This window comes from Rhodanobacter sp. G1 (assembly GCF_055397855.1).
In genome coordinates this window covers 1,155,633-1,179,591 of sequence record NZ_AP039674.1, presented here as the reverse complement: position 1 = coordinate 1,179,591, position 23,959 = coordinate 1,155,633, and the positions used below count along the sequence as shown (strand labels likewise).

Here is a 23,959-nt window from a genome sequence, read left to right as displayed (position 1 = left end):
TCACGCGCTGCGCGTCGCCACCACCGGCGCCACGCGCGCGGCGCGCAGCGCGGGCGACAGCACCGCGAGCTGGCCGAGCAGCAACATCAGCGCGGCTCCGTACGGCAAGTAAGTCCACGGCAGCCGGGCCAGTTCGTAGTGGCGCATCAGCCACAGGTTGATCGCGTAGGCCAAGGCCATGCCGAACAGGATGCCGGCGCCCACCACCAGCAGGTTCTCCAGTTGCACGTCGCGCAGGATGTTGCCGCGGCGCGCGCCCAGCGCGCGGCGTATGCCGATCTGCCGCGTGCGCTGCTGCACCCAGTAGCTGGTCAGGCCCATGATGCCCACCACGGTGACCAGCAGCACGATCAGGCTGACGCCGGACAGCAGCCATACCGCGGCCTTCGGCTGCGCCAGCATGCGCTCGCGCATGTCGCCGTACATCTCGTAGGCGGGATCGATGCCCTGGATCATCTCGGGGCCGAGCTCGCGCTTGAGCGTGGCCTTGGCCGTCTTGAGCACGCCGTCCACCTCCGCGGCCGAGCGCACCCGCAGCGCGAAGATCGGCATCGGCCAGTTCGACGGGATGCCGGGGAACAGCATGCTGTAGTCGATGTCCTCGCGGTCGTCCTGGCCGAACTTGTTGCGCATCAGGTGCTCGACCACGCCGATCACGGTGCGCTGCCCCGTATCGGCCTGGTCGCCGACACGCACCACGTGGCCCAGCGCGTCGCCGCCAGGGAACAGCCGATTCGCCAGCGCGCGCGTGATGATCGCCGGCCCGTTCGCGTCGAGGCCCATGCCCGCGTAGGCCACGCCCTCCTCGGCTGCGCTGAAATCGCGCCCCGCCACCAGCTTCAGGCCCAGCGTGCCGCGCAGGTGGGTGCCGACGTAGATCGCGGCATCGGCCTTGGCCGGATGGTCGCCTTCGCCGAACACGCCGCCGTTCATCTGCGCCACGGTTTCCATCGGCCAGGAGCCGGCCACGCTGACCGAGGTCGCGCCGGGAATGGCGCGCAGTTCCGCCGCGACCTGGTTGAGCCGGCTGGTGGGCCAGGGCTGGCCGCGCGGCGCGATGTTCCATGCCACGACCAGGCGATCCGGGTGGCCCACGCCGTCCGGGGTCACGATGGGCACCAGCTTCTGCTGCAGCAGGAACAGCGCGTTGCAGGCGATGGCGCAGGCCAGCGCCACCTGCAGCGCGACCAGCAGCGGCATCAGGCGGTGGCGGAACAGCGGCTTGACGATGTGTCGCATGGTGATCCCCTTACGCGATCTTGATCTGCAGCGCCGGCGGCTGCCGGCACACGCGCCACGCCGGCAGGATGCCGACCAGCAGGCCCACGCCCACCGAGAGCGCGAACAGGATCGCGAACACGCCAGGGCTGAAACGGGCAGCGTCGGCGTAGCCCACCGGCTGCATGCGCACGATCCACAGGCCCAGCCAGGTCAGCGGCAGCGCCAGCAGGCCGCCGATCAGGCCGAGCAGCCCGGTTTCCACCAGGTGCTGCACGAACACGTCGCGCTTCGACGCGCCCAGCGCGCGGCGGATCGCCACGTCGCCCTGCCGGCGCAGGAAGCGCGCGGCCAGCAGGCCCGCCACGTTGACCAGGCACAGCAGCAGGAAGCCGCCGGCCAGCATCAGGTTGAGGTGCACGTCGTCGGGCACCACGTGGTTCAGCGCCATCCACGCCTGCGTGCCGTACAGCTTCGCCTGCGGCGGATAGGCGAAGCGGCCGGCGTCGTGCTGGGCATCCGCGTAGCCCGCGAGGAACCGTCCGTAGTCGCTCACCTGCGTCGGCGTGTCCAGCCGCAGCCAGGCTTCCATCCAGCGGCACTGCGCCACCGCCACCGACTGGAAGCTGACCACCGGCGCGTCCTTGCCGCATTCGCCCGAGATGAGCGGCCCCACGCCCGCGTCCAGCGCGGCCTGCGCCGGCACGAAGAAATTCTCCTCCTGGCCCATCACTCCGCCGGCGTTCTGGCCCAGGCCGAAGATCTGCACGCGCGGCTTCCACGGCGCGGACACGCCGATCACGCGGAAACCGTGCTGCCCCAGCATGACGCTGCGGCCGACGGCGTTCTCGGTGCCGAACAGCTTCTGCGCCATGTGCGCGTCGATCACCAGCACCGGCGCGTTCGCCGCCTGCTCGGCCTCGGTCCACGGGCGCCCGTAGCGCAACGTCACGCCGAGGGCCTGCACCGCCGGCCCGTAGGCCATCAGGCCATAGGCCTGTTCGGATTTGCCGCCATCGGTGTCACCCAGCGGCGTGAGGCTCTGCGCCACCGCCACCTGCTGCACGGCGCGGTGCGCATCCACCAGAACCTTGGCATCGGACAGCTTGAGCAGGCTGTCCGGCCGCTCATAGCTGGGGTTGTCCTTGTCCACCGCCTCGCGCGCGTCCATCGTCGCCACGTAGAGGTACGGGCTCACGCCCGGCAGCGGCGCGCCGGAAAGCGCGCGGAAAATAGTCATCGCCGTCATGCACGCGGCGATGCCCACGGCCATGGTCAGCACCAGCAACAGCACCATCGGCACGTTCTGCCGGCAGCGGCTCAGGGCCAGGCGCAGATAGTAGTCGAACATCCGTTGCTCCTTACGTTGGTCGCTCCCCTCCTCCGCGAGCAGGGGAGGAGAAAATTCACGCGCTGCGCGTGGCCACCACCGGCGGCACCGCCGCCGCGCGCAACGCGGGCGACAGCACCGACAGCTGGCCCAGCGCCCACAACAACAACGCGCCGACCGGCAGGTACCACAGCGGCAGGCGCGGCAACTCGTAATGCGCCATCAGCAGCAGGTTCAGGCCGATCGCCAGCAGTACGCCCAGCACGACGCCGGCCGTGACGATCAGGAAGTTCTCGGCCTGGAAATAGTGCAGGATGTCGCCGCAGGTAGCGCCGATGGCGCGCCGGATGCCGATGCTGCGCGTGCGCTGCTGCACCCAGAAGTTCGCCAGCCCCGCAATGCCCAGCGCGGTGACGAACAGCAGGCCCAGCGCAGAGGCCACCAGCAGGCCGATCATGGTGGTGTCGCGCTGGAAGTAGGCGGCGCGGATCTGGCTGTAGGTCTGCATCCGCTTCGGATTGATGATGCGGTTCGGGTCGACCTTGACCAGCGTGGCCGCCGCGGCCTTGAGCACGCGCTGGCGATCCCGCGGCGCGCTGCGCAGCGCATACGTCACGACAGAGTCGTCGGGCAGCCGCGGCAGGATCATGCTGTCGTAGTCGACGCCCGGCCGGCGCAGGTTCGGGCGCAACAGCGTGTCGACGATGCCGACGACGCGGATGAACCTGTCGCCGTCGTACATGCTCTGCCCCAACGCCGGCTGCCCCGGATACAAGTGCTGTGCCAGTGCCCGCGTGATGATGGCAGCGGGGGGCTTGCCCTTGGTCACGTATTCGTCGGGCCGGAAATCCCGCCCCGCGACCAGATGCAAGCCCAGCGTGTCGATCAAACCGGGCGTGCCGTCGTAGACGCTGGGCTCCACGCAGCCGCTGCCCTTGATCGAATTGAGTTGTATCGCGCGATCCAGCGCCTGCTTGCTGGGGCAGATGCCGCTGGTCGACTCGTCCTGGCCCAGCGGCAGCGAATAGCTCACCGCCACCACCGACTTCACGCCGGGTATCGCCCGCAGCGCCGCCAGGTCGGCGGCGTGCCGCGCCTGCACGTTCTCGTTCTTCTCGATGCCTGTGCTGCGGATCACCGACAGCTCGTTCTCGGCAATGCCGGTGGGCACGTCGATGCGCTGCACGCGGCCGGCCACCATGAACACCACGTTGCAGACGATGGCGCAGGTAAACGCCACCTGCAGGGTCAGCAGGGTGGCGGTGAGCTTGTGGTGGCGCAGGGTGGAAAGGATGGGACGGATTTGCATGATCAGCCTCCTGGTGCGCTTGAGTCGTCATCCCGGCGAAGGCCCACTACTGTCCGGAATAATTTTGAACATTCGTGGCCGCGGTCTTTCTCGTCATTCCGGCGCATGCCGGAATCCAGTGGCCGTGCGGCCTGAGCGAATATGGTCGCTACTGGATCCCGGCCTTCGCCGGGATGACAGTCTAGATAGGTGGTCGTTATCGGAAATGAAGTCGCCTTCCCGCCATGCTTCGTGCAAGCGGCGCGGGCCTTCATCCTTCGACACCGTCCCCAGATTATTCCGGACAGTAGTGGGCGAAGGCCGGGATCCAGGAGCGAACACACGCATTCAGGTCGCAAAGCCACTGGATCCCGGCCTTCGCCGGGATGACGCACATGAAAAGCCATGACGGTTCTCGCCCTCACTGCGTCTTCAGTTGCAGTGCGGGTGCCACGCGGCAGGCACGCCACGCGGGCAGCAGGCCGGCCAGCACGCTGGCGAATACGGCCAGCGCCAGGGTGCCGAGCAGCATCGCCCCATCCATCTGCGCCAGGTGCGCGTAGTCGTCGGGGCGTTGGCGGATGCTCCACAAGCCGAGTTGCGCAACCAGCAGGCCCAGCGCGCCGCCAGCCACGCCGATCAGGGCGGACTCGACGCCCAGCTGCGCGAAGATGTCGCGCCGCCCCGCCCCCAGCGCGCGGCGCACGCTGATCTCGCCGCTGCGCCGCAGGAACTTGGCCAGCAGCAGGGCCACGATGTTGAGCATGCAGACGAACAGGAAACCCAATGCCAGCCACAGCTGCAGCCGCACGTCGTTCGGCACCAGGTTTTCGTGCGCCAGCCAGTCCATCAGGCTGTATAGCTTCGCGTTCGCGGGCGGGCGCTGGAAGCGGCCCAGCGCCTTCTGCTGCGCGGAATAGTCGGTCAGGTATTGCCGGTAGGCGGCCACCTGTGCGGGCGTGTCCAGTTGCGCCCAGAACTGCAACCAGGTCGTGATGGGGCTGGTCATGCGCGTTTCCGCATGATCCTGGCCCCAGCTGCTGAAATTGCCGTTGACGTCCAGCTTCAGGTCGACCGCCGCCGACAGCGGCAGGAAGAACTGATCGGCATCGCTGTAGCGCTTGGCCGAAGCATCCGCATAGAACATCGGCTGCGGCGCCCAGTCGGCCACCACGCCGGTCACCCGGAAGTCGTTGTCGCCCAGCCGCACCATCCGGCCCACGGCATCGGCACCGCCGAACAGCTTGCGCGCCAGCGTTTCGCCCAGCACCACCACGCGTGCGCCGGCCTCGTCGTCCGCCGCGCTCCAGCCGTTGCCGCGTTCGAACGGCACGCCGAACATCGCGAAGAAATCCGCCGTGGCGTAGCGGCCGTCCACGTAGAACGGTCGCAAATCGGCACGGCCCGGACGCACCAGCAGGGAGCCGCCCGCCATCGCCGCCTGCCGCGTGGCGCGATGCGCCTTGAGCAAGGCCATCGCGTCGGGCCAGGTGAGGTTGTCGCTGGCATCGGGGCCATCGCCGCCTTGCTTTTGATCCAGCGGCAAGGGATCGAGATGCGGCGTGTACAGCTGCGCGCTGCGCCCCGGCATCGGATCGTCGGTCATCACGTGCAGCACCGTCAGCATCGTCATCGATGCGCCGATGCCCAGGCCGATCGCCAGCACCATCAGGCCGGTGAGGATGGGCGTGCGCCTGAGGCTGCGCCATGCCAGATCGAGGTAGTAGCCAAGCATTTCCATCCCTCCGTGATTGAACTTCCCTTCCCCGCGTGCGGGAAAGACCATGCCTTGCTCCCCTCTCCCGCTTGCGGGAGAGGGGTCGGGGGAGAGGGCATACGGCCAGCGTGCAAAGCCACGCTCCGCCCGTACCCTCTCCCGCCCTTGCGGGCACCCTCTCCCGAAGGGAGAGGGGAAAAACTCACACCGATCTCGTCGCCACCACCGGCGGCACCCTGGACGCACGCAGCGCCGGCACCAGCACCGCGCACTGCCCAAGCAACACCATCGCGGCGGCGCCGGCGAGCGCGCCAGCCAGCGGCAGCCGATCCAGCGCATAGCGATGCACCAGCCACAGGTTGAGCGCCACCGCGAGCACGAAGCCCGCGGCGGCACCGCCACCCGCGATGAAAAGATTCTCGATGTGGAAGTGGCGCAGGATGTCCGCCTTGCGCGCGCCCAGCGCGCGGCGCACGCCGATCTGCTTGCGCCGCTGGCCCACCCAGAAGCTGGTGAGGCCGACGATGCCGGCCGCCGTGACGCACAGCAGGATCAGGCTGATCGCCGTCATCAGCAGCGCCATGCCGCGGTCGCCGCGATAGACCTTGGCGCGGATCCCGGCAAGCGTCTGGATGCCCCAGGTGTCGGGCATCAGGCGCATGGGATCGACGGCCATCAGCGCCTTGCGCGCCTCGCGCATGGCGGCCTGCGCGCGCCCCGGCTTCGCGCGCAGCGCGTAGCTGGCCGTATCGCCGTCCAGGCGCACCGGCTCCAGCACCGAGTTCCATGCCCAGGCACTGCCCCACTTCGACAGGGTCGGCGTCTGCAGGCGCTGCACGATGCCCACGATGGTGGCCGGCTTGTCGTCCTGGTAAATCGTCTTGCCCAGCGCGCCGCCCTGCGGGAACAGCGCATCGGCCACCGCCTGGCTCACGATGACCACCGGCGCGACGGCCGTGCCGTGGATGGCGCGATGCAGGATCTCGCCCGCCGTGAAATCGCGCCCGGCGACCAGGCGAAGCCCGAGCGTGCTGCGCAGGCGTTCGTCGCCGTAGTAGTAGGCGGCCTGCACGCTCTTGCCTTTCGATTGCGGCGCCAGCGTGAGATAGCCGCTCCAGATCATGCCTTGCAGCGGCATGCTGGCCGATGCGGCGACCTCCTGCACGTCCGGCAGGCCGCGCAACGCGGCAAGGTCGGCGCGTTGCATGGCGTCCAGTTGCTCCACCGCGGCGGCATCGTCGCCGGCGGGCGCGTCCAGCCACTGCTGCGAAACGCGGATCAGGCCGTCCTCGACCACGCCGGTCGGGCGATCCATCCGCGCGATGCGCTGGCCGATGATGAACACCGCGTTGCAGACGATCGCCAGCGTCAGCGCGATCTGCAGCGCGATCAGCGCCACGCCGGTCTTGTGGTGGCCGAGGGCGGCAAGGATGGGGTGCAGTTTCATCGCGTCGCCCTCATTGCGTCTTCAATTGCCAGCCAGGCTGCACGCGCGAGGCGCGCACCGCCGGGTACAGGCCGGCGAGCAGGGTCGCGGCCACCGCCATCAGCAGTGCGAGCAGCAGCAACGGCGCGTCCACGTGCGCGAGGTTCGCGAGATACATGGGCAACACCCGGTTGGTGCAGAGCACGCCCACGCCCGTCAGCAGCAGTCCCAGCGCGCCGCCGGCCACGCCGATCACCGCGGCCTCGGCGAGGAACTGCATGCAGATCGCGCCGCGCGAGGCCCCCAGCGCGCGGCGCACGCCGATCTCGCCGCTGCGCCGCAGGAAGCGTGCCAGCAGCAGGCCCACCGTGTTGACCATGCACACCAGCAGCAGGCCCAGCGCCACCAGCATCGACACCCTGGTGTCGTCGGGCACCACGTGCTCGTGATCCAGCCACGCCCGCAGGCCGCGCAGACGGTTGTTGGGCGGCCAGCCGAAGCGGCCCAGGCGCTGCTGTTCGCGCGCATGGTCGTCGAGGTAGTGCCGGTAGCGCCGCACGGCCGCCGCATCGTCCAGCTCGGCCAGGTAGGCGATCCAGGTGCAGTCCGAGTGCTGCAGGCCGGCGAAGCCGGGCGCGTCGGGCATCCTGTCCTTGGGGCAATTCGTGCTGCCGGCGTTCTCCATGTTCGCCGCGATGGCGGTGTTGAAAGGCAGGAACAGGTCGGGGCCATCGCCGCCGAAACCGCCAGTGTCCACCACGTCGAAGAAAATCGGCTGCGGATTCCAGGGCTTCATCACGCCGGCCACGCGATAGTCGCGGCCGGCGATGCCCACCACCTTGCCCACGCTGTCGGCGCCACCGAACAGCCTGCGGTTGAGCGCGTCGCCGAGCACCGCCACGGGCGCCGCCCGCGCATCGTCGCCCACGCTCCAGCCGCTGCCGTACTCGAATGGCACGTCCAGCATGGGGAAGAACTCGCCGTTCACCGCGAAACCGTTCAGCGGGATCGGCGTGCGGCTGGCGTCCGTGGGCCGCACCGACGGCCCGACGGCATAGATCGCCGACTGCCGCGCGGCGCGGTGGTCGCGCATCAGCGCCATCGCGTCGGCGTAGTCCAGCGCGTCCGGCGGCTCGCCGTCGCCCGCGCGGTCGGCCGGCCCCCACATGTCGACCTGCGGCACGAACAGCCTGGACGACTTCCACGGGATCGGGTCGCCCGACACGGCGCGGAACACCGCATAGGCCGTCATCGACGCGCCCACCCCGAAGCCGATGGCAAGCACCATCAGCGCCGTGAGCCCGAGGCTGCGGCGCAGGCTGCGCATGGCGATTTCGAGGTAGTAGCCGAGCATTGCCAATGGATTCCCCTGAAGGCTCACACGCTGCGCGTCGCCACCACCGGCGGCACGTGCGATGCGCGCATCGCCGGGCCGAGCACGGCGAGCTGGCCCAGCGCCCACAGCGCCAGCGCGCCTACCGGCAGGTAGTACAGCGGCAGGTGCGGCAGCTCGTAGAACTTCATCAGCACCGCGTTGAGCACGTAGGCCAGCAACATGCCCAGCGCGATGCCGAACGTGACGATCAGGAAGTTCTCGGTCTGGAAGTAGCGCAGGATGTCGCCGCGCGTGGCGCCGATCGCGCGGCGGATGCCGATCTGCTTGCGCCGCTGCGCCACCCAGAAGCTGGTGAGGCCGACGATGCCCAGCGCGGTGACGCCAAGCATGAGCACGACCACGCCGAGCAGCAGGCCGATCATGATGCGGTCGGTCTCGAAGTAGCTGTCGCGCAGGTCGCTGAGCGTCTTGCTGTCGTCCTGATCCAGCACCACGTCGGGAGCGATTTTCGCCACCGCGGCACGCGCCGCCTGCAGCACGCGCTGCACGTCCTGCGGCTTGGCCCGCAACAGGTAGGTGCCGGACAGCGAACCGCCGGGCGCCGTCGGCGTGAACACCGTCCACTCCGCCTGCGACATGTCGTACTGGTGCGGCTGCGCACGTGCGAAGTGATCCACCACGCCGATGACGCGGAAGTGAAACTTGTCGCACCAGAAGTCCTTGCCCAGCGGGCTTTCGCCCGGCCAGGCGTGTTCCGCCAGCGCACGGGTGACCAACACCTGCGCATCATTGGGAACGAAGTTGACGGCGGGCTGGTAATCGTCGGGTTGCGGCATGCGCCCCTCGACCAGCTTCAGGCCCAGCGCCTTGAACGTACCCGGGCCGCCAAGCACGAAGTCCACCACGCCGATCAGGTTCTTGAAACTGCCCGGATCATGTGAGACCCCCGCCGCGCCCGCCTGTGGCCCAAACGGCACCTGGTTGATCAGGGTTGCCGATTGCATGCCCGGAATGGCTTGCAGGCCGGCCAGCATGCGTGCGTTGACGTCCGTCGCCTGGTTCGGGTCGAAGCCATTGACCGTGAGAACGGCCAGCGAGCTTTCGTCGACGCCGCTGTCGAGCCGGATCATTTTCCAGCGTTGCGCCACCAGGAAGCAGGCGTTGCACAGCACGGCGCAGGCCAGCGCGATCTCCATCGCGATCAGCAAAGTGGCCATGCGGTGGCGGCGTAGCGCCGCGAGTATCGGTTTGATCTGCATGGTCGGCCTCCTCACAGCGCCTTGAGTTGCCAACTGGGTACCACGCGGCTGGCGCGCAGAGCAGGTATCAGCCCGGCGAGCAGGCTCGCACCAACTGCCAAGGCGAAAGTGGCGAAGAACATGGCGGTATCCAGGCGCGCAAGATGGGCGTAGTCCACGGGCTGCTTCCGCACCAGCCACAGCCCGAACAGGGTCAGCAGCCAGCCGAAGAAGCCGCCGAGCAAGCCGATCACGCCCGCCTCGACCAGGCATTGCGCGAAGATCGCGCCACGGCTGGCGCCCAGCGCGCGGCGCACGCCGATCTCGCCGCTGCGGCGCAGGAACTTCGCCAGCAGCAGGCCTACCGCATTGAACAGGCAGATGACGAGAAAGGCCGCCGCCAGCCATGCCTGCAGGCGCACGTCGTCGGGCACCTGGCCACGGTCGGTGAGCCAGGTCATCAGGTCGCGCAGCCGCGCATGCTCGCTGCCCACGGCGAAGCGGCCGAGCGACTTCTGCGTGTTCGCGTAGTCGTCCACGAAGCGTGCGTAGTCGCGCACCTTGGCCGGGCTGTCCAGCTCCGCCCACAGCCATACCCATACGCAATCCGCGTTCTGCATGTCGTGCGGATCCTTCGGTACGTGCCAGCAGGTGTAGGGCTGGAAGTTGCCCTTGTTGATCTCCAGGCTGCTGCTGAAAGGCGCGAAGACGTCTTCCGCCTTGCTGAAGTTCTGGCTCCACGGGTCATAGAACAGCGGCACGGGGCGCCACGGCTTGAGCACGCCGACGATGCGCAGGTCGGCGTCGCGCACGCGCAAGATGCGGCCCACGCTGTTGGCCCCGCCGAACAGCTTCTGGTTCAGGTCGGCCGAGATCACCGCCACGCGCGCACGGCTCGTGTCCTCGCCCGCGCTCCAGCCGGAGCCGTACTGGAACGGCACGTCGAACATCGGAAAGAAGTCCGCCGAGGTGGAAAGCATGCTCAGCATCAGCGGCGGCTGGCCGCTGTCCGGCAAGCGCACCTTCACGGAGCTGCTGGTGAGGATCGCCTGGCGATCGGCGCGATGCGCGCTCCACAGATCCATCGCCGAGCGGTAGTCCATTTCCGGATACGGCTGAGTGTGATCCTGCGAGGTGGGCGTTTCCGGATCCACCTGCGGGAAAAACAGCGCGCCGCTCTTGCCGGGCAGCGGATCGCCCGACAGCAGGTGCACCACCGTCAGCGTGGTCATGCTGGCGCCTATGCCCACCGCGATGGCAAGCACCATCAGCATGGTGAGCACGCGGTTGCGCTTGAGGCTGCGCAAGGCAAGGTCGAGGTAGTAGCCGAACATCCTTCACTCCTTCATACGATGCACATCTCCAGGCACGAGAACGCGGCGGAACCCGTGCTCACGCCGCGCGCGTCGCCACCACCGGCGGCACATTCGCGGCACGCAGCGCCGGGCCGAGCACGGCGAGCTGGCCGATGCCCCACAACACGAACGCGCCCACCGGCAGGTAGATGCCTGGCAATCTCGGCAACTCGTAATGCTTCATCAGGAACAAGTTGAAGCCGTAGGCCAGCGCCATTCCCAATGCGATGCCGAAGCTGGCAAGCAGGAAGTTTTCGGCCTGGAAGTAGCGCAGGATGTCGGTGCGCGTGGCGCCGACCGCACGGCGGATGCCGATCTGGCGCCGCCGCTGCGCCACCCAGAAACTGGTCAGGCCGACGATGCCGAAGGCGGTCACCGCCAGCATCACCGCGCAGACCAGCACCAGCATCCATGCCATGCTGTTGGTGTCCGCGAAGAAGTGGTTTCGGATGTCGGTGAAGGTCTGGCCTTTCACCACCGCGCCGGGATTGAGCTTCTGCAACGTCTGCGTGGCTTGCTGCAGCACGCGATCACGATTCCCTGGCGCGCTGCGTACTATGTAGCCGCTGGTCATGCCGTCCGGCGCAAGCGGAAAATACACCGCGTTGTAGGCGTACTCCTTATCGCCGATCCAGGGCCGCATCACGTTGGCCACTACGCCGACCACCTGGTAGAAGTTGGGCTTGGAATAGAAGGTCTTGCCCAGCGGCGACTGCCCAGGCCACATCCGGTCGGCTGCGTTCTCGGTCAGCACGGCCACGTGGATGCCGGGCAGCACCCCGCTGCCGAGTTTGCTGTCGGCATATTCGTCGCTGGTGAAGAAGCGGCCCTGCTTGAGCCTGAGGCCCAGCGCCTGATCCGCACCTTCGCCGACGAAGTACATCGACAGGTTGACGGTGTGCTGGGTGGACAGCGTCGTGTCGGGCGAAGTGCCGAAACTCCAGCCGATGTTGTTGGTGGAGAGCGGCACCGTGTTGCTTACCGACGCGGCGGTGACGCCGGCGATGCCGCGCAGCGCGGCAAGGTTGCGCGGAATGTCGCTGGCCGCCAGCTTGGGGTCGGTGCCGTTCACCGAGACCAGCGAAATGCCATGCTCGTCGATGGCGTTGGGAAGGTGCATCTGCCCGACGCGCAGGCTGATCATGAACACCGCGTTGCACAGCACCGCGCAGGCCAGCGCGATCTCCAGCACGATCAGGATGGCTGGAATGCGGTGCTTGCGCAGCGTGGCGAGGATGGGTCGAAGTTCCATGGTCACCTCAGGACGCTTTCAGTTGCGGCGCAGGCGCCAGTACGCAGGCGCGCCAAGCGGGAAGAAGGCCGGCGATCAGGCTCGCCGTCAGCGCGACGACGAAGGTGAAGGCAAACATGCCGATGTCCAGATGCGCGAGGCTCGCGTACTGCGCGGGCTGATGGCGGATCGCCCAGAGCCCCAGCTCGGCGAACAGCAGGCCGAGCACGCCGCCGGCCATGCCGACGATGCCCGCCTCGACCATGAACTGCGCGAACACGGTGCGCCGCGTGGCCCCCAGCGCGCGACGCACACCGATCTCGTTCGAGCGGCGCAGGCATTTCGCCAATAGCAAGCCCACCGTGTTGACCACGCAGATCAACAGGAAGCCGAAGGCGATATACACCTGCAGCCGCACGTCGTCCGGCACCACCTGCTGCTCGCGCAGAACGCCCATCAGATCCAGCAGCGAATCGTCCGGCCGCTTGAGCCGGCCGAGCGCGATCTGCTGATGCACGTAGCCGTCGAGAAACCTTTTGTAGTCCGCGACTGCGGCAGGCGTGTCGAGCTGCACCCACATCGCCAGCCACTCGCAAGGCGCCGTTTCGATGTGCTGGATGTCGGTGATGGCGTCGTAGCACTCGATGTCGCCGCTGGGGCTCATCAGGGCCGCCCGGGCAGTCTGCAGCGGCAGGAAGATCGAAGTGCCGTCGCCATAGCTCCGGCCGCTTTGCGCCACGCTGTAAAACATGGGCTGCGGCGACCAGGGCTTGAGCACGCCGACGACGCGGAAATCGCGATCCTCGATGCGCAATGTCCTGCCAACGCTGTTTTCGCCGCCGAACAGCCGCTGGTTCAGCGCGTTTCCTATGACGGCCACCGCCGCATGGCTGTTCTCATCGGCCGCCGTCCAACCGGCGCCGTACTCGAACGGAACGTCGAACATCGGGAAGAAATCCGCCGTGGTCATCACGCCGTCGGCGAAATACGGCGGCTGGTTCGCGTGCTGCGGCACGATGCGCACCTGCGCCGGCGCCATCGCCGCCTGGTAGCGCGCGCGATGCGCCTGCAGCAGGTTCATCGCATCGGGCCACGTCATGATCGCCGGCGGCTTGGTCTGCCCGGCGACGTAACCGTCCATCCCGTTCGGGTCGAGTTGCGGATAGAACAGTTGCGCGCTCTTCGACGGCAGCGGATCGCCCGAGAGCAGCCGCAGGATCGTCAGCGTGGTGATCGTCGCGCCGATCCCCAGCGCCAGCGCCAGAACCATGAGCGCCGTGAGTACCCTGTTGCGCTTGAAACTGCGCACGGCAAGGTCAAGGTAATAGCCGAACATTCGTTTCTCCTCGGTTGCAGTTCCACTCACCGGAAGTGCCGGGACTGGCGCGGGTTTCCCGGGTATTCCGATCGCGCCGCCAGCCGCCTAGCCAGTCCGCTGGGAAGAAGGCCCCAAACGTTGCCCCTACTCGCAAGGGAAGCGATCACGCCGCGCGCGTCGCCACCACCGGCGGCACGTTGGAAGCGCGGCGCGCGGGGGTGAACACCGCGCCCTGCCCCAGCAGCAGCACCACGACCACGCCGACCAGCACGTAGAGCACGGGCATGCGATCCATCTCGTAGTGCTTCATCAGCAACAGGTTGAGGCCGATGGCCAGCGCCACGCCGACCACCGCGCCCAGGCCCGCGATCAGCAGGTTCTCCATCTGGAAATAGTGCAGGATGTCCACCTTGCGCGCGCCCAGCGCGCGACGCACGCCGATCTGGCGGTGGCGCTGGCCCACCCAGAAACTGGTGAGGCCGACGATGCCGGCGGCGGTGACGCCGAGCAGGATCAGGCAGATCACGCCCATCAGGATCGCCATGCCCACGTCGGCGCGGTAGGCCTTGGTGCGGATGTCGGAATAGGCGCGCACGCTGTCGTCGTCGAGCACGCGCATCGGGTTGACCTTGTACAGCGTGGGCGCGGTCGCCTGCATCGCGGCGCGCAGGCGGCCCGGCTTGGCGCGCACGGCGTAGCGGGAGAAGTTGGCGTTGAGGCGCACCGGCTCGATCGTCGCGTTCCACGTGAAGGCGCTGACCCAGCTGCCGGTGGACGGCACCTGCAGGCGCTCGACCACGCCGATGATGGTGCTGGGCGTGCCGCTGCCGTCGAGGTAGGCGACCTTGCCCACCGCACCGCCCTTCGGGAAGAGCTTGTCGGCCAGCGCCTTGGTCACTATCACCACGCTGGGCTCGGTGGTGTTGCGGAAACCCTTGTTGACGACGTCGCCGGCGTTGAAGTCGCGCCCGGCGACCACGCGCAGGCCCAGCGTGCGCACGAAGTTCTCGTCGCCGAAGTAGTAGGTGGTGCGCGCGTTGCCGCCGATCAGGGTGGCGTCGGCGTTGAGCGAGATCGAGCCGTTCCAGCTCGAATTCAGCAGCGGCAGCGAGTTCACCGGCGTCACCGACTGCACGTCCGGCATGGCGCGCAGCGCGGCGAGATCCTCGCGCTGCAGGGCATCCAGCTTCTGGATGCTGTCCGCGTCGTCGCCGGTGGGCGCGCCCACCCACTGCTGGGTGACGAGGTACATGTCCTTCTCGTCGAGGCCGGTGGGGCGGTTCACGCGCTGGATGCGCTGGCCGATGATGAACACCGCGTTGCAGACGATGGCCAGGGTCAGCGCGATCTGCAGCGCGATCAGCACCACGCCCGCCTTGTGCTTGCGCAATGCCGAGATCATGGGATGGATGGTCATGCCGGTGTCCTCTTTCGCCGCCGGGGTCGCCGGGATGGCGACCTGGGAGCTTTGGTTTTTGCCCGTCATCCCGGCGCAAGCCGGGATCCAGTGGCGATCACGCTCGCCCAAGCCATACCGTCACTGGATTCCGGCCTGCGCCGGAATGACGACCAAGGTAGTCATTCGTCTAATTGCTCTTGAGCTGCCACGCGGGTTGCACGCGCGAGGCTCGGTAGGTGGGATACAGGCCGGCCAGCACGGTGGCGACCACCGCCACCAGCAGGGTCATGGCCAGCAGCGACACGTCCAGCTTCGCCAGCGCGGCGATGTCACGCGGCAGCACCCAGCCCACGCAGGCCACGCCCGCGCCGGTGAACAGCAGGCCCAGCACGCCGCCCGCCGCGCCGACGATGCCGGCCTCGGTGAGGAACTGCGCGTACACCGCCGAGCGCGGCGCGCCCAGCGCGCGGCGCACGCCGATCTCGCCGCTGCGGCGCAGGAACTTCGCCAGCAGCAGGCCCGACGTGTTCACCAGGCAAACGATCAGCAGGCCCAGCGCCACCAGCAGCGACACCTTGGTGTCGTCCGGCACCACGTGCTCGTAGCTCAGCCATTCCGGCAGGTCGCGCAGCTCGTACTTGGGCGGCCAGTTGAAGCGCCCGGCCTGCTGCTGTTGGCGCATGTAGCCTTCGAGATAGTCCTTGTAGCGGCCCACTTCGGCGCGGCTGTCCAGCTCCACCATGTAGGAGATCCACACGCAGCTGGAATGCTGCAGGCCGACGAAGCCCTGCTCCTTCGGGATCTCGCTGCAGTTGGTGTTGCCGTCGTTGGGCATGCCCACGTCGATGGCGGTGTTGAACGGCAGAAACACGTCCTCGGCGCCGTCGCCGACGAAGCCGCCGGTGTTCACCACGTCGTAGTAGCGCGGCTGCGGGTTCCAGCGGGCGACCACGCCCACCACGCGGTAGTCCTTGCCCTCGATGTCGACGTTGCGCCCCACGCTGTTGACGTCGCCGAACAGCTTCTGGTTGAGCTTGTCGCTGAGCACCAGCACGCGCGAGCGGTTCGCGTCGTCCTGCGCGCTCCAGCCGCTGCCGTACTTGAACGGCGCGTCCACCATCGGGAAGAACTCGCCGAACACCGCATGGCCGGTGACGTTGATCGGATGCTTGCTCGCATCCGCCGGCACCACCGACGGCGACACCTGGTACATCGCCGACTGCAGCTTGCCGCGGTGGTCGCGCATCAGCGCCATTGCGTCGGTGTAGTCGAACGCCTCGGTGATGTCGTCGGGGCCGCCCTTCTTGCGGCTCTCCGGCCCCCAGATGTCGAGCTGGGGCACGAACAGCCTGGACGATTTCCACGGGATCGGATCGCCCGACACGGCGCGGAACACCGACCACGTGGTCATCGAGGCGGCCACGCCGAAGCCGATGGCGAGCACCATCAGCGCGGTGAGGCCGGGGCTGCGCCTGAGGCTGCGCAGCGCAAGGTCGAGGTAGTAGCCGAACATCTCGTACTCCTTCGTTGATCTTTCCCCTCCCTGCGGAGGGGCCAATCGCTGCTCCCCGCTCCCGTCGGCGGGATGGGGAGCAAAATGTTCACGCGCTTCTTGTCGCCACCACCGGCGGCACGTTCGCGGCGCGCAGCGCGGGGCCGAGCACGGCGAGCTGGCCGATGACCCACAGCACCACCGCGCCCACCGGCAGGTAGATGCCGGGCAGCCGCGGCAATTCGTAATGCACCATCAGGAACAGGTTGAGCCCGAAGGCCATTGCCATGCCCAGCGCGATGCCGAAGCTGGCGAGCAGGAAGTTCTCGGTCTGGAAGTAGCGCAGGATGTCGCCGCGGGTGGCGCCCAGCGCGCGGCGCACGCCGATGGTGCGGCGGCGCTGCCCCACCCAGAAGCTGGCGAGCCCCACGATGCCCAGCACGGTGACGGTGAGCAGCGCCAAAATCGTGCCGACCAGGATGCCGGCCATGGCGCGGTCGTTGGCGAAGAATTCGCGGCGCGCCTCGTCGTAGCTGCGCTTCACCAGCACCACGCGGTTGGGGTCGAGCTGCTTGAGCTTGGCTACCGCGGCCTTGAGTACCGCTTGGCGATCCTGCGGCGCGGTGCGGAGGACGTAGCTGGAACCATCGGCCACCGTCATGCGGATTGGCCAAAGCGTGCTGTACTCCACGCCGAGGTTCAGATTGTTAGGCCGGGCCAGCCCAGCCACCACGCCGACAACCCGGAACGGCAGTGCCTTGCCGACATAAAGCGTCTGGCCCAGCGCATCCTTTCCTGGCCAAAGCCGCTGGGCCAGCGCACGGGTGACGATGATGGTCGAAGGCAGATTCTTCAGGTCGCCGTCGTGAAGATCGGCGATGACCGTATCGAAATCGGCGTACTCGTCATGGCTGAAGTCGCGCCCTTCGACCAATCGCGCGCCGAGCGTGGAGCGTGCGTCCTCGCCGTAGTACGTCGCCGCCTCGAGCGTGTCCTGCTGCTGTTGCGGGCTGAGCCGGATGCCGCTGTTGGACGACCCGCCGTCGCTGAAAGGCAGTTGATTGACCACCGCCGCCTGCTTCACGCCAGGGATTCGCCGCAACGTGGCCAGGTCGGTCTGCGACTGCGCCTTGGCATCCGGATTGCCGCCGATGTAGCCAAGCTGGATCTGTACCAGTTCGTGCTCGGCAACGCCGCTGGGCAGGTTCATGCGATGCAGCCGCTGGCCGATCATGAACACCGCGTTGCACACGATGGCGCAAGTGAGCGCGATCTCCAGCACCAGCAGCCACGAGGTGACCTTGTGCCGGCGCAGCGTGGAAAGGATCGGTCTCAGTTCCATGTCAGTTGCTCTTCAACTGGAGGGCCGGGGCGACCTGGCAGGCACGCCACGCGGGCAGCAGGCCAGCCAGCAGGCTCGCGCCCAACGCCAGCAGGAAGGTGGCCAGCAACATCGCCGGATCGAGATGCGCCAGCGCGGCGTAGCTGGCCGGCTGCCGCCGCACCAGCCACAGGCCGGCGAAGGCCAGCAGCAGACCGGCAACGCCGCCGACCAGGCCGACCACGCCGGCCTCGACCAGCAACTGGGCGAACAGCGTGCGTTTCGATGCGCCCAGCGCGCGGCGCACGCCCAGCTCGCCCGCGCGGCGCAGGAACTTCGCCAGCATCAGGCCCACCGTGTTGACCAGGCACACCAGCAGGAAGCCGAACGCCAGCCCGTTCTGCAGGCGCACGTCGTCGGGCACCACCATGTTGTAGTCCAGCCACTGTGTCACGTTGCGCAACTGCACGTTTGGCGGTCGCTGGAAACGCCCCAGTACCTTCTGCTGCTCGGAGTAGTTGACGAGGAACTGCCGGTACGCCGCCGCCTTGGCCGGGCTGTCCAGTTGCACCCAGAACTGCAGCCAGACGCAGGGCGAATCATGTCCGGGCGTGCTCCCGCCGCCACCGTTGCCCCAGCAGTTGACGCCCCCATCATGGGCCATACCCGCGTCCTGCGAAGTGGACAACGGCACGAAGACGCCTTCGTTCTCGTTGTAGCTTTTGCGGTTCAGGTCGTAGAAGTGCGGGTTGGGATTCCAGTCGCCGACCACGCCGACGATGCGGAAGTCCATGCCTGACAGCCGCAGCATTTGCCCGGTGCTGTCCTTGCCGCCGAACAGCTTGTCGTTGAGCCGGCTGCTGATGACCGCCACGCGCGCATGCGCCGCGTCCTCCGCGTCGCCCCACGCATGGCCGTACTTGAACGGCACGCCGAACATCGGGAAGAACCCGGCCGTGGTGTAGCGCGCCGCTTCGTAGAATGGATCGAGCACCGCGCTGCCCGGCTGAACCGCCACCTGCCCGCCGGTCATCAGCGCCTGCCGATCCGCACGCCTGGCCTGCAGCAGGTTCATGCCGTCGATCCAAGTCACTTGATCCATCGGCGGTGTCTTGCCGGGCATATAGCCTTGGCTGTCCCGCGGATCCACCTGCGGGTAATACAGCGAGCCGCTGCGCCCCGGCAGCGGGTCGCCCGACAGTACGTGCAGCACGGTGAGCGTGGTCATCGACGCACCGATGCCCAGCGCGATGGCCAGCACCATCAGCGCCGTGAGCACCTGGTTGCGCTTGAGGCTGCGCAATGCAAGGTCGATGTAGTAGCCGAACATGCCAGTCTCTCCAGCCAGCAAAAAACTCAACCGCCGCGTGTCGCCTCCACCGGCGACACGCGCGAAGCGCGCAGCGCCGGCGCCAGCACGGCGCCCTGCCCCAGCAACAGCAGCACGACCACGCCGACGCCCACGTAGGCCATCGACATGTGATCCATCTCGAAGCGGGTTGCCGTCCACAGGTTGAAGGCGACCGCGAGCACGACACCCAGCGCCACGCCGACCACGCTGATCAGGAAGTTCTCGGTGAGGAAATACGCGAGGATGTCGCGCCGCTGCGCGCCCAGCGCGCGGCGCACGCCGATCTGCCTGCGGCGCTGGCCCACCCAGAAGCTGGTGAGGCCCACGATGCCCGCGGCGGTGATCGCCAGCAGCACCGCGCAGATGATGCCCATCAGGATGGCCATGCCGCGGTCGTTGTCGTAGACCTTGTGGCGGATGGTGGCGTAGTCCTGGATGCCGTCCTTCGGATCGATGATGCGCAGGCGGCTCTGCGCGTACAGCGCCTTGGGCGCCTCGCGCATCGCGGCGGCGAGCTGGCCGGGCCTGGCGCGCACGATGTAGTAGATGCCTTTCGAGTCGTCCGCCCGCAGCGGCCAGATCAGCGCCTGCCCGGCATAGCGGTTGCTGCCCTGATCCACGCCCTGGCGATGCAGCGGATCGACGATCCCGATGATGGTGCTGGGCGTGGTGCCCATCGCGTAGAAGCTCTTGCCCAGCGCGTCGCCGCCGGGGAACAGGCGCTCGGCCAGCGCCTTGCTCACGATCGCCGTCGCCGGGGTGATCGCCTGCTGCGTGCCCATCACCATCACCTCGTCGGGGCGGAAGTTGCGCCCGGCGACGAGCTTCAGGCCCAGCGTGCCGATGAAATGCTCGTCGCCGGTGTACACCGCCGCGTCCGTGGTCGGCTTGACCTGGTCGGGCGTCATGGTGACGAAGTTGTCCCAGCCGCCGCCCCGTAGCGGGTAACCGCTGGCAGGCGTGGCGTCGAGCACGGCCGGCAGTTGCCGCAGCGCGATCAGGTCGGCGCGCACCTGCGCATCGACCTGCTCCGTCGAGCGGTTCACGTCGGCCCAATAGTTGGCGACGACGAACACGTCCGCCTCGTCCACGCCGCTGGCCTGGGACAGGTTGGCCAGCCGCTGCTGGATGATGAACAGCGCGTTGCACACGATGGCCAGCGTCAGCGCGATCTGCAGCGCGATCAGCAGGGTGCCCGCCTTGTGCCGGCGCAGCGCGGTGAGGACGGGCCTGATCTGGATGTTCATGGCGCTCTCCTCAGCTCGACTTCAGTTGCCAGGCCGGCTGCACGTGCGCCGCGCGCCACGCCGGGTAGAACGCCGCAAGCACGGTGGCGACGATGGCCACGGCAAACGTGAGCGCCACCAGCGACGGATCGAGCTTCGCCAGCTTTGCGATCTCGGGCCGGAACAGCACGCCTACGCCACCCACGCCCGCCGCGGTGAGCAGCAAGCCCAGCACGCCGCCGGCCAGGCCCACCGTGCCGGCCTCGATCAGGTACTGGGTATAGATTTCGCCGCGTGTCGCGCCGAGCGCGCGGCGCACGCCGATCTCGCCGGCACGCCGCATGAACTTCGCCAGCAGCAGGCCGATGGTGTTGACCAGGCAGATCAGGAAGAAGCCCAGCGCCACCGCCAGCGAGATGCGGCTCTCCGGCGGCACCACCTGTTCGTAGTCCATCCACTGCATCACGTCGCGCAACCGCACGTTCGGCGCCCAGTCGAAGCGGCCCGCGCCCTGCTGCTCGGCGGCATAGTTGGCGAGGAAGCGGCGATAGCCGGCGACTTCGGACGGGCTGTCCAGCTCCACCCACGGCGTGATCCACACGCAATTGCTCTGCAGGTACTCCTGCCAGGTGGTGAAACTGAGCGAACCGCGGCAACTGTTGCGGCCGCCGGTGCGCATCTGCAGATCCAGCGCGCGGTTGAACACCATGTAGATGTCCGGTTCGTCGGCGAAGCCGCTGGTGCTGAACAGGTCGTAGAAGCGCGGGCGCGGGTTCCAGTGGCTGGCTACGCCCACCACGCGATAGTCGTGGCCGCCCAGGTTGAGCGTGCGCCCCACGCCGTCGGCGCCGCCGAACAGCTTCTGGTCGAGCTCGCTGCTGATGACCACGTCGTTGGCGCGCGCGTCGTCGTCCTGTGCACCCCAGCCGCTGCCGTAGCGGAACGGCACATCGAACATGGCGAAGAAATCGCTGGTGACCGCGTAGCCGTTGGCGTTCATGGGCAGGTCGCGGTTGCCGCCCGGTATCACCGAGAGCTGCACCGGATACAGCAATGTCTGGCGCTTCGCCTCGTGCGCGCGCAGCAGCTCCATCGCGTCGATGTAGCCCAGCGCTTCCGCCGGTTCGCCACCCTTCAGGTTCTGCTGCGGGCCCCAGGCATCGACCTGCGGCGTGAACAGCCGTGCGGACTTGTCCGGGATCGGATTGCCCGACACCGCGCGGAACACCGAGTAGGTGATCATCGACGCGGCCACGCCGAAGCCGATCGCCATCACCATCAACGCGGTGAGCGCCGGGTTGCGGCGCAGGCTGCGCAGGCCGAGCTGGAAGTAGTAGGCGAACATGCCGTCACTCTGTGTTTGATCCACCCCGCCCGCAGGAGAGGCCCGTCGTTCCTACCCTCTCCCGCCTGCGGGAGAGGGGCTGAGGGAGAGCGCGTTCTTCGCCACGCCCCCCTATCCCCCCGGCCCCTCTCCCACAAGTGGGAGAGGGGGGCAGGGTTATTGCAACAATCCGTTCACCGCTTCCATGTCGCGCACGTCGATGGTGCCGGCGGCCTGCTTGAGCAGCAGCTTGTTGAGCACGAACTGGTGGCGCACCACGGAGTATTCGCTCTGCATGTTCGCGAGGTACTCGATGGCAAACACCACGTTGGTCAACGACTGCGTGCCGATGGAATAGCCCGCGCGCATCGAGGCCACCGTCTTCTGCGCGGCGTCCACCGAGTCGCGCGCGCTGGCCACCTGCTCGATGCCGTCCTGCACCAGGTTGAAGTAGTTGGCGGCGTCGCGCGCGGCCTGGCGGCGCTGGGTTTCCAGCACGCCCTGGTCGGCGTCGCGCTGGTACAGCGCCTGCTTCACCTGCGCATGCGTGAGCCCGCCGCTGAACAGCGGGATGTTGAGCGTGAGGCCCACCGTGGTGGTGGCCGGCCCGTAGGCGCCACTGCCCGGCATGTTGCTCGTCCATTGGCCGAACTTGTTGTAGCCCACGCCCGCGGTGAGCGTGGGCAGGTGGCCGGCGCGCGCCGCCGTCACCTTGTGCTCGTCGCTGCTCACGGTGTAGCGCGCGGCGAGCACGGTGGGGTTGGTCTTCAGCGCCGCGTCCACCCAGGCCTGCTCGTCGTCCGGCTGCGGCGCCTGCATGGGCAGGTCGTCGCGCAGCTTCTTCAGCTCGCCCACCGGCTTGCCGGTGATCTGCTGCAACGCGCGGCGCGCATCCTTGAGACTGTCCTCCGCGCTGATCCGTTGTGCCTTGATGTACAGGTAGAGCGCCTTGGACTGGCTGACGTCCGCCGCCATCGACAGGCCGTTCTTGAAGCGCGATGAGGTCTGGTCGAATTCCTGCTTGTAGGCGTCCTCGTAGGCGCGGTCGATGTCCAGCATGTCCTGCGACACCAGCACGTTGAAGTACGCGTTGGCCACGCGCACGTACAGGTTCTGCAACGCGGCCTGGTAGGTCTGCTCCTGCGCATCGTCGGCCGCGTGCGCGGCACGCAGGTTGGCGATGGCGGACAGGTCGAGGATGGGCTGGCTGAGGTTGCCGGTGAGGTTGCGGTCACGCACGTGGCCGCCACCTCCCGTGCTGACGATATTGCCGTTGCTGTCGGTGGTCTGCCCGCTGCTGCCGCTGTGGATCTGATCCAGCTCCAGCCCCGCGGACAGATGCGGCAGCAGCGCCGCGCGGGCCATCGGCACGCCCTCGGCCACCATCAGCCGCTGCGCGTCGGCGGTGGCCAGCACGGGATCGTTGGCGACGGCCTGCCGGTAGGCATCCATCAGGTCTTCGCCATGCCCCGCGAACGGGGCGACGGCGAGCAGGAGCAGCACGGGCAGCAGCTTCAAACGCATGGGCTGGACTCGCAGGGTGATGAGCGGCGGACGCTCAGGCCGGATTGGCGTTGCCGCGCGCGGCGGACACGCTGGCGTGGAAGCGCGGGTCTTCGGACAGATCCACCACCTGGCCGTCGATGATGTGCACGTTGCGCTGCGCACGCGCGGCCAGTTCGGGATCGTGGGTCACCATCACGATGGTGGCGCCGTCGCGGTGGATCTCCTCCAGCAGCTCCATCACGCCGCGGGCCATCTGGGTGTCCAGGTTGCCGGTGGGTTCGTCGGCGAGCAGCAGGCGGGGCGAGCCGGCCAGCGCACGGGCGATCGCCACGCGCTGCTGCTGGCCGCCGGAGAGTTCAGCGGGGTAGTGCTTGAAGCGCGAGGCCAGGCCCACGCGCTCCAGCGCGTCCATGATGCGCTGCTTGCGCTCGGGCGCCTTCATGCCGCGGTAGCGCAGCGGCACTTCCACGTTGTCGTACACGTTGAGGTCGGGGATCAGGTTGAACGCCTGGAAGATGAAGCCGATCTTCTCGTTGCGGATCTTCGAGCGCGCGTTGTCGTTGAGCTGGCTCACCTCGATGCCGTCGAGGTGGTACTCGCCGCCGGTGAAAGTTTCCAGCAGGCCGGCGATGGTGAGGAAGGTGGTCTTGCCCGAGCCGGACGGGCCGGTGACGGCGACGAACTCGCCTTCCTTCACGTCGATGTTGAAATCACGCAGCGCATAGGTCTCCACCACTTCGGTGCGGTAGACCTTGGACAGGTGGGTCATCTTCAGCATGGTTCACGTTCCTCGGTGGTGGTGGATGGTTCTTCGGTTTTTTCGCCACCTCTCCGCAAGGAGAGGCTTTTCTTGAAAAGTGCGGCCACGGATGGCCGCTTTTTG

Annotated in this window: 18 protein-coding genes; all 18 read right to left on the bottom strand. The window is 67.8% G+C overall.

What is annotated here, in order from left to right; genetic code table 11:
- Nucleotides 1-1,239, bottom strand: coding sequence for an ABC transporter permease (locus ACZ5Z2_RS05235; RefSeq protein WP_464760898.1), 1,239 nt, complete (start codon nucleotides 1,237-1,239; stop codon nucleotides 1-3).
- Between the two features lie 10 nt (nucleotides 1,240-1,249).
- A complete protein-coding gene (locus ACZ5Z2_RS05230) occupies nucleotides 1,250-2,569 on the bottom strand; it encodes an ABC transporter permease (RefSeq protein WP_464760897.1) in 1,320 nt (439 codons plus the stop codon).
- 55 nt (nucleotides 2,570-2,624) lie between these two features.
- Complete coding sequence (locus ACZ5Z2_RS05225) at nucleotides 2,625-3,857, bottom strand: ABC transporter permease (protein WP_464760896.1); 1,233 nt, start codon at nucleotides 3,855-3,857, stop codon at nucleotides 2,625-2,627.
- Nucleotides 3,858-4,257: 400 nt separating this feature from the next.
- On the bottom strand, nucleotides 4,258-5,571 hold the full coding sequence (locus ACZ5Z2_RS05220; protein WP_464760895.1) for an ABC transporter permease: 1,314 nt from the start codon (nucleotides 5,569-5,571) through the stop codon (nucleotides 4,258-4,260).
- A 184-nt stretch (nucleotides 5,572-5,755) separates the two neighbouring features.
- Entirely contained in the window at nucleotides 5,756-7,000 is a 1,245-nt protein-coding gene (locus ACZ5Z2_RS05215) for an ABC transporter permease (protein ID WP_464760894.1), read from the bottom strand.
- Nucleotides 7,001-7,010: 10 nt separating this feature from the next.
- Nucleotides 7,011-8,333, bottom strand: coding sequence for an ABC transporter permease (locus ACZ5Z2_RS05210; protein ID WP_464760893.1), 1,323 nt, complete (start codon nucleotides 8,331-8,333; stop codon nucleotides 7,011-7,013).
- Between the two features lie 23 nt (nucleotides 8,334-8,356).
- Nucleotides 8,357-9,574: an ABC transporter permease gene (locus tag ACZ5Z2_RS05205; protein ID WP_464760892.1), complete on the bottom strand. Its 1,218-nt coding sequence runs from the start codon at nucleotides 9,572-9,574 to the stop codon at nucleotides 8,357-8,359.
- An 11-nt stretch (nucleotides 9,575-9,585) separates the two neighbouring features.
- Nucleotides 9,586-10,887, bottom strand: a complete 1,302-nt coding sequence (locus tag ACZ5Z2_RS05200) for an ABC transporter permease (RefSeq protein WP_464760891.1) — start codon at nucleotides 10,885-10,887, stop codon at nucleotides 9,586-9,588.
- Nucleotides 10,888-10,945: 58 nt separating this feature from the next.
- Nucleotides 10,946-12,160: an ABC transporter permease gene (locus tag ACZ5Z2_RS05195; RefSeq protein ID WP_464760890.1), complete on the bottom strand. Its 1,215-nt coding sequence runs from the start codon at nucleotides 12,158-12,160 to the stop codon at nucleotides 10,946-10,948.
- A 7-nt stretch (nucleotides 12,161-12,167) separates the two neighbouring features.
- A complete protein-coding gene (locus ACZ5Z2_RS05190) occupies nucleotides 12,168-13,475 on the bottom strand; it encodes an ABC transporter permease (RefSeq protein ID WP_464760889.1) in 1,308 nt (435 codons plus the stop codon).
- Nucleotides 13,476-13,620: 145 nt separating this feature from the next.
- Nucleotides 13,621-14,874, bottom strand: a complete 1,254-nt coding sequence (locus tag ACZ5Z2_RS05185; protein ID WP_464760888.1) for an ABC transporter permease — start codon at nucleotides 14,872-14,874, stop codon at nucleotides 13,621-13,623.
- A gap of 169 nt (nucleotides 14,875-15,043) precedes the next feature.
- The gene (locus ACZ5Z2_RS05180; protein WP_464760887.1) at nucleotides 15,044-16,369 is read right to left on the bottom strand and encodes an ABC transporter permease; all 1,326 of its coding nucleotides are present in this window, start codon (nucleotides 16,367-16,369) and stop codon (nucleotides 15,044-15,046) included.
- An 88-nt stretch (nucleotides 16,370-16,457) separates the two neighbouring features.
- Nucleotides 16,458-17,690 (bottom strand): ABC transporter permease, encoded by a 1,233-nt coding sequence (locus tag ACZ5Z2_RS05175; protein WP_464760886.1) that lies wholly within the window; start codon nucleotides 17,688-17,690, stop codon nucleotides 16,458-16,460.
- A 1-nt stretch (nucleotide 17,691) separates the two neighbouring features.
- Nucleotides 17,692-18,999 (bottom strand): ABC transporter permease, encoded by a 1,308-nt coding sequence (locus tag ACZ5Z2_RS05170; RefSeq protein WP_464760885.1) that lies wholly within the window; start codon nucleotides 18,997-18,999, stop codon nucleotides 17,692-17,694.
- A 26-nt stretch (nucleotides 19,000-19,025) separates the two neighbouring features.
- Nucleotides 19,026-20,267: an ABC transporter permease gene (locus tag ACZ5Z2_RS05165; RefSeq protein WP_464760884.1), complete on the bottom strand. Its 1,242-nt coding sequence runs from the start codon at nucleotides 20,265-20,267 to the stop codon at nucleotides 19,026-19,028.
- Nucleotides 20,268-20,277: 10 nt separating this feature from the next.
- Nucleotides 20,278-21,591, bottom strand: a complete 1,314-nt coding sequence (locus ACZ5Z2_RS05160) for an ABC transporter permease (protein WP_464760883.1) — start codon at nucleotides 21,589-21,591, stop codon at nucleotides 20,278-20,280.
- Between the two features lie 156 nt (nucleotides 21,592-21,747).
- Nucleotides 21,748-23,094 (bottom strand): TolC family outer membrane protein, encoded by a 1,347-nt coding sequence (locus tag ACZ5Z2_RS05155; protein ID WP_464760882.1) that lies wholly within the window; start codon nucleotides 23,092-23,094, stop codon nucleotides 21,748-21,750.
- A gap of 34 nt (nucleotides 23,095-23,128) precedes the next feature.
- Nucleotides 23,129-23,854 (bottom strand): ABC transporter ATP-binding protein, encoded by a 726-nt coding sequence (locus ACZ5Z2_RS05150; protein WP_464760881.1) that lies wholly within the window; start codon nucleotides 23,852-23,854, stop codon nucleotides 23,129-23,131.
- Nucleotides 23,855-23,959: the final 105 nt, after the last annotated feature.

Excerpts from the sequence above, each read along its gene's own strand:
- ACZ5Z2_RS05235 (WP_464760898.1), bottom strand. The coding sequence starts at position 1,239 with ATGCGACACATCGTCAAGCCGCTGTTCCGCCACCGCCTGATGCCGCTG.
- ACZ5Z2_RS05230 (WP_464760897.1), bottom strand. The coding sequence starts at position 2,569 with ATGTTCGACTACTATCTGCGCCTGGCCCTGAGCCGCTGCCGGCAGAAC.
- ACZ5Z2_RS05225 (WP_464760896.1), bottom strand. The coding sequence starts at position 3,857 with ATGCAAATCCGTCCCATCCTTTCCACCCTGCGCCACCACAAGCTCACC.
- ACZ5Z2_RS05220 (WP_464760895.1), bottom strand. The coding sequence starts at position 5,571 with ATGCTTGGCTACTACCTCGATCTGGCATGGCGCAGCCTCAGGCGCACG.
- ACZ5Z2_RS05215 (WP_464760894.1), bottom strand. The coding sequence starts at position 7,000 with ATGAAACTGCACCCCATCCTTGCCGCCCTCGGCCACCACAAGACCGGC.
- ACZ5Z2_RS05210 (WP_464760893.1), bottom strand. The coding sequence starts at position 8,333 with ATGCTCGGCTACTACCTCGAAATCGCCATGCGCAGCCTGCGCCGCAGC.
- ACZ5Z2_RS05205 (WP_464760892.1), bottom strand. The coding sequence starts at position 9,574 with ATGCAGATCAAACCGATACTCGCGGCGCTACGCCGCCACCGCATGGCC.
- ACZ5Z2_RS05200 (WP_464760891.1), bottom strand. The coding sequence starts at position 10,887 with ATGTTCGGCTACTACCTCGACCTTGCCTTGCGCAGCCTCAAGCGCAAC.
- ACZ5Z2_RS05195 (WP_464760890.1), bottom strand. The coding sequence starts at position 12,160 with ATGGAACTTCGACCCATCCTCGCCACGCTGCGCAAGCACCGCATTCCA.
- ACZ5Z2_RS05190 (WP_464760889.1), bottom strand. The coding sequence starts at position 13,475 with ATGTTCGGCTATTACCTTGACCTTGCCGTGCGCAGTTTCAAGCGCAAC.
- ACZ5Z2_RS05185 (WP_464760888.1), bottom strand. The coding sequence starts at position 14,874 with ATGACCATCCATCCCATGATCTCGGCATTGCGCAAGCACAAGGCGGGC.
- ACZ5Z2_RS05180 (WP_464760887.1), bottom strand. The coding sequence starts at position 16,369 with ATGTTCGGCTACTACCTCGACCTTGCGCTGCGCAGCCTCAGGCGCAGC.
- ACZ5Z2_RS05175 (WP_464760886.1), bottom strand. The coding sequence starts at position 17,690 with ATGGAACTGAGACCGATCCTTTCCACGCTGCGCCGGCACAAGGTCACC.
- ACZ5Z2_RS05170 (WP_464760885.1), bottom strand. The coding sequence starts at position 18,999 with ATGTTCGGCTACTACATCGACCTTGCATTGCGCAGCCTCAAGCGCAAC.
- ACZ5Z2_RS05165 (WP_464760884.1), bottom strand. The coding sequence starts at position 20,267 with ATGAACATCCAGATCAGGCCCGTCCTCACCGCGCTGCGCCGGCACAAG.
- ACZ5Z2_RS05160 (WP_464760883.1), bottom strand. The coding sequence starts at position 21,591 with ATGTTCGCCTACTACTTCCAGCTCGGCCTGCGCAGCCTGCGCCGCAAC.
- ACZ5Z2_RS05155 (WP_464760882.1), bottom strand. The coding sequence starts at position 23,094 with ATGCGTTTGAAGCTGCTGCCCGTGCTGCTCCTGCTCGCCGTCGCCCCG.
- ACZ5Z2_RS05150 (WP_464760881.1), bottom strand. The coding sequence starts at position 23,854 with ATGCTGAAGATGACCCACCTGTCCAAGGTCTACCGCACCGAAGTGGTG.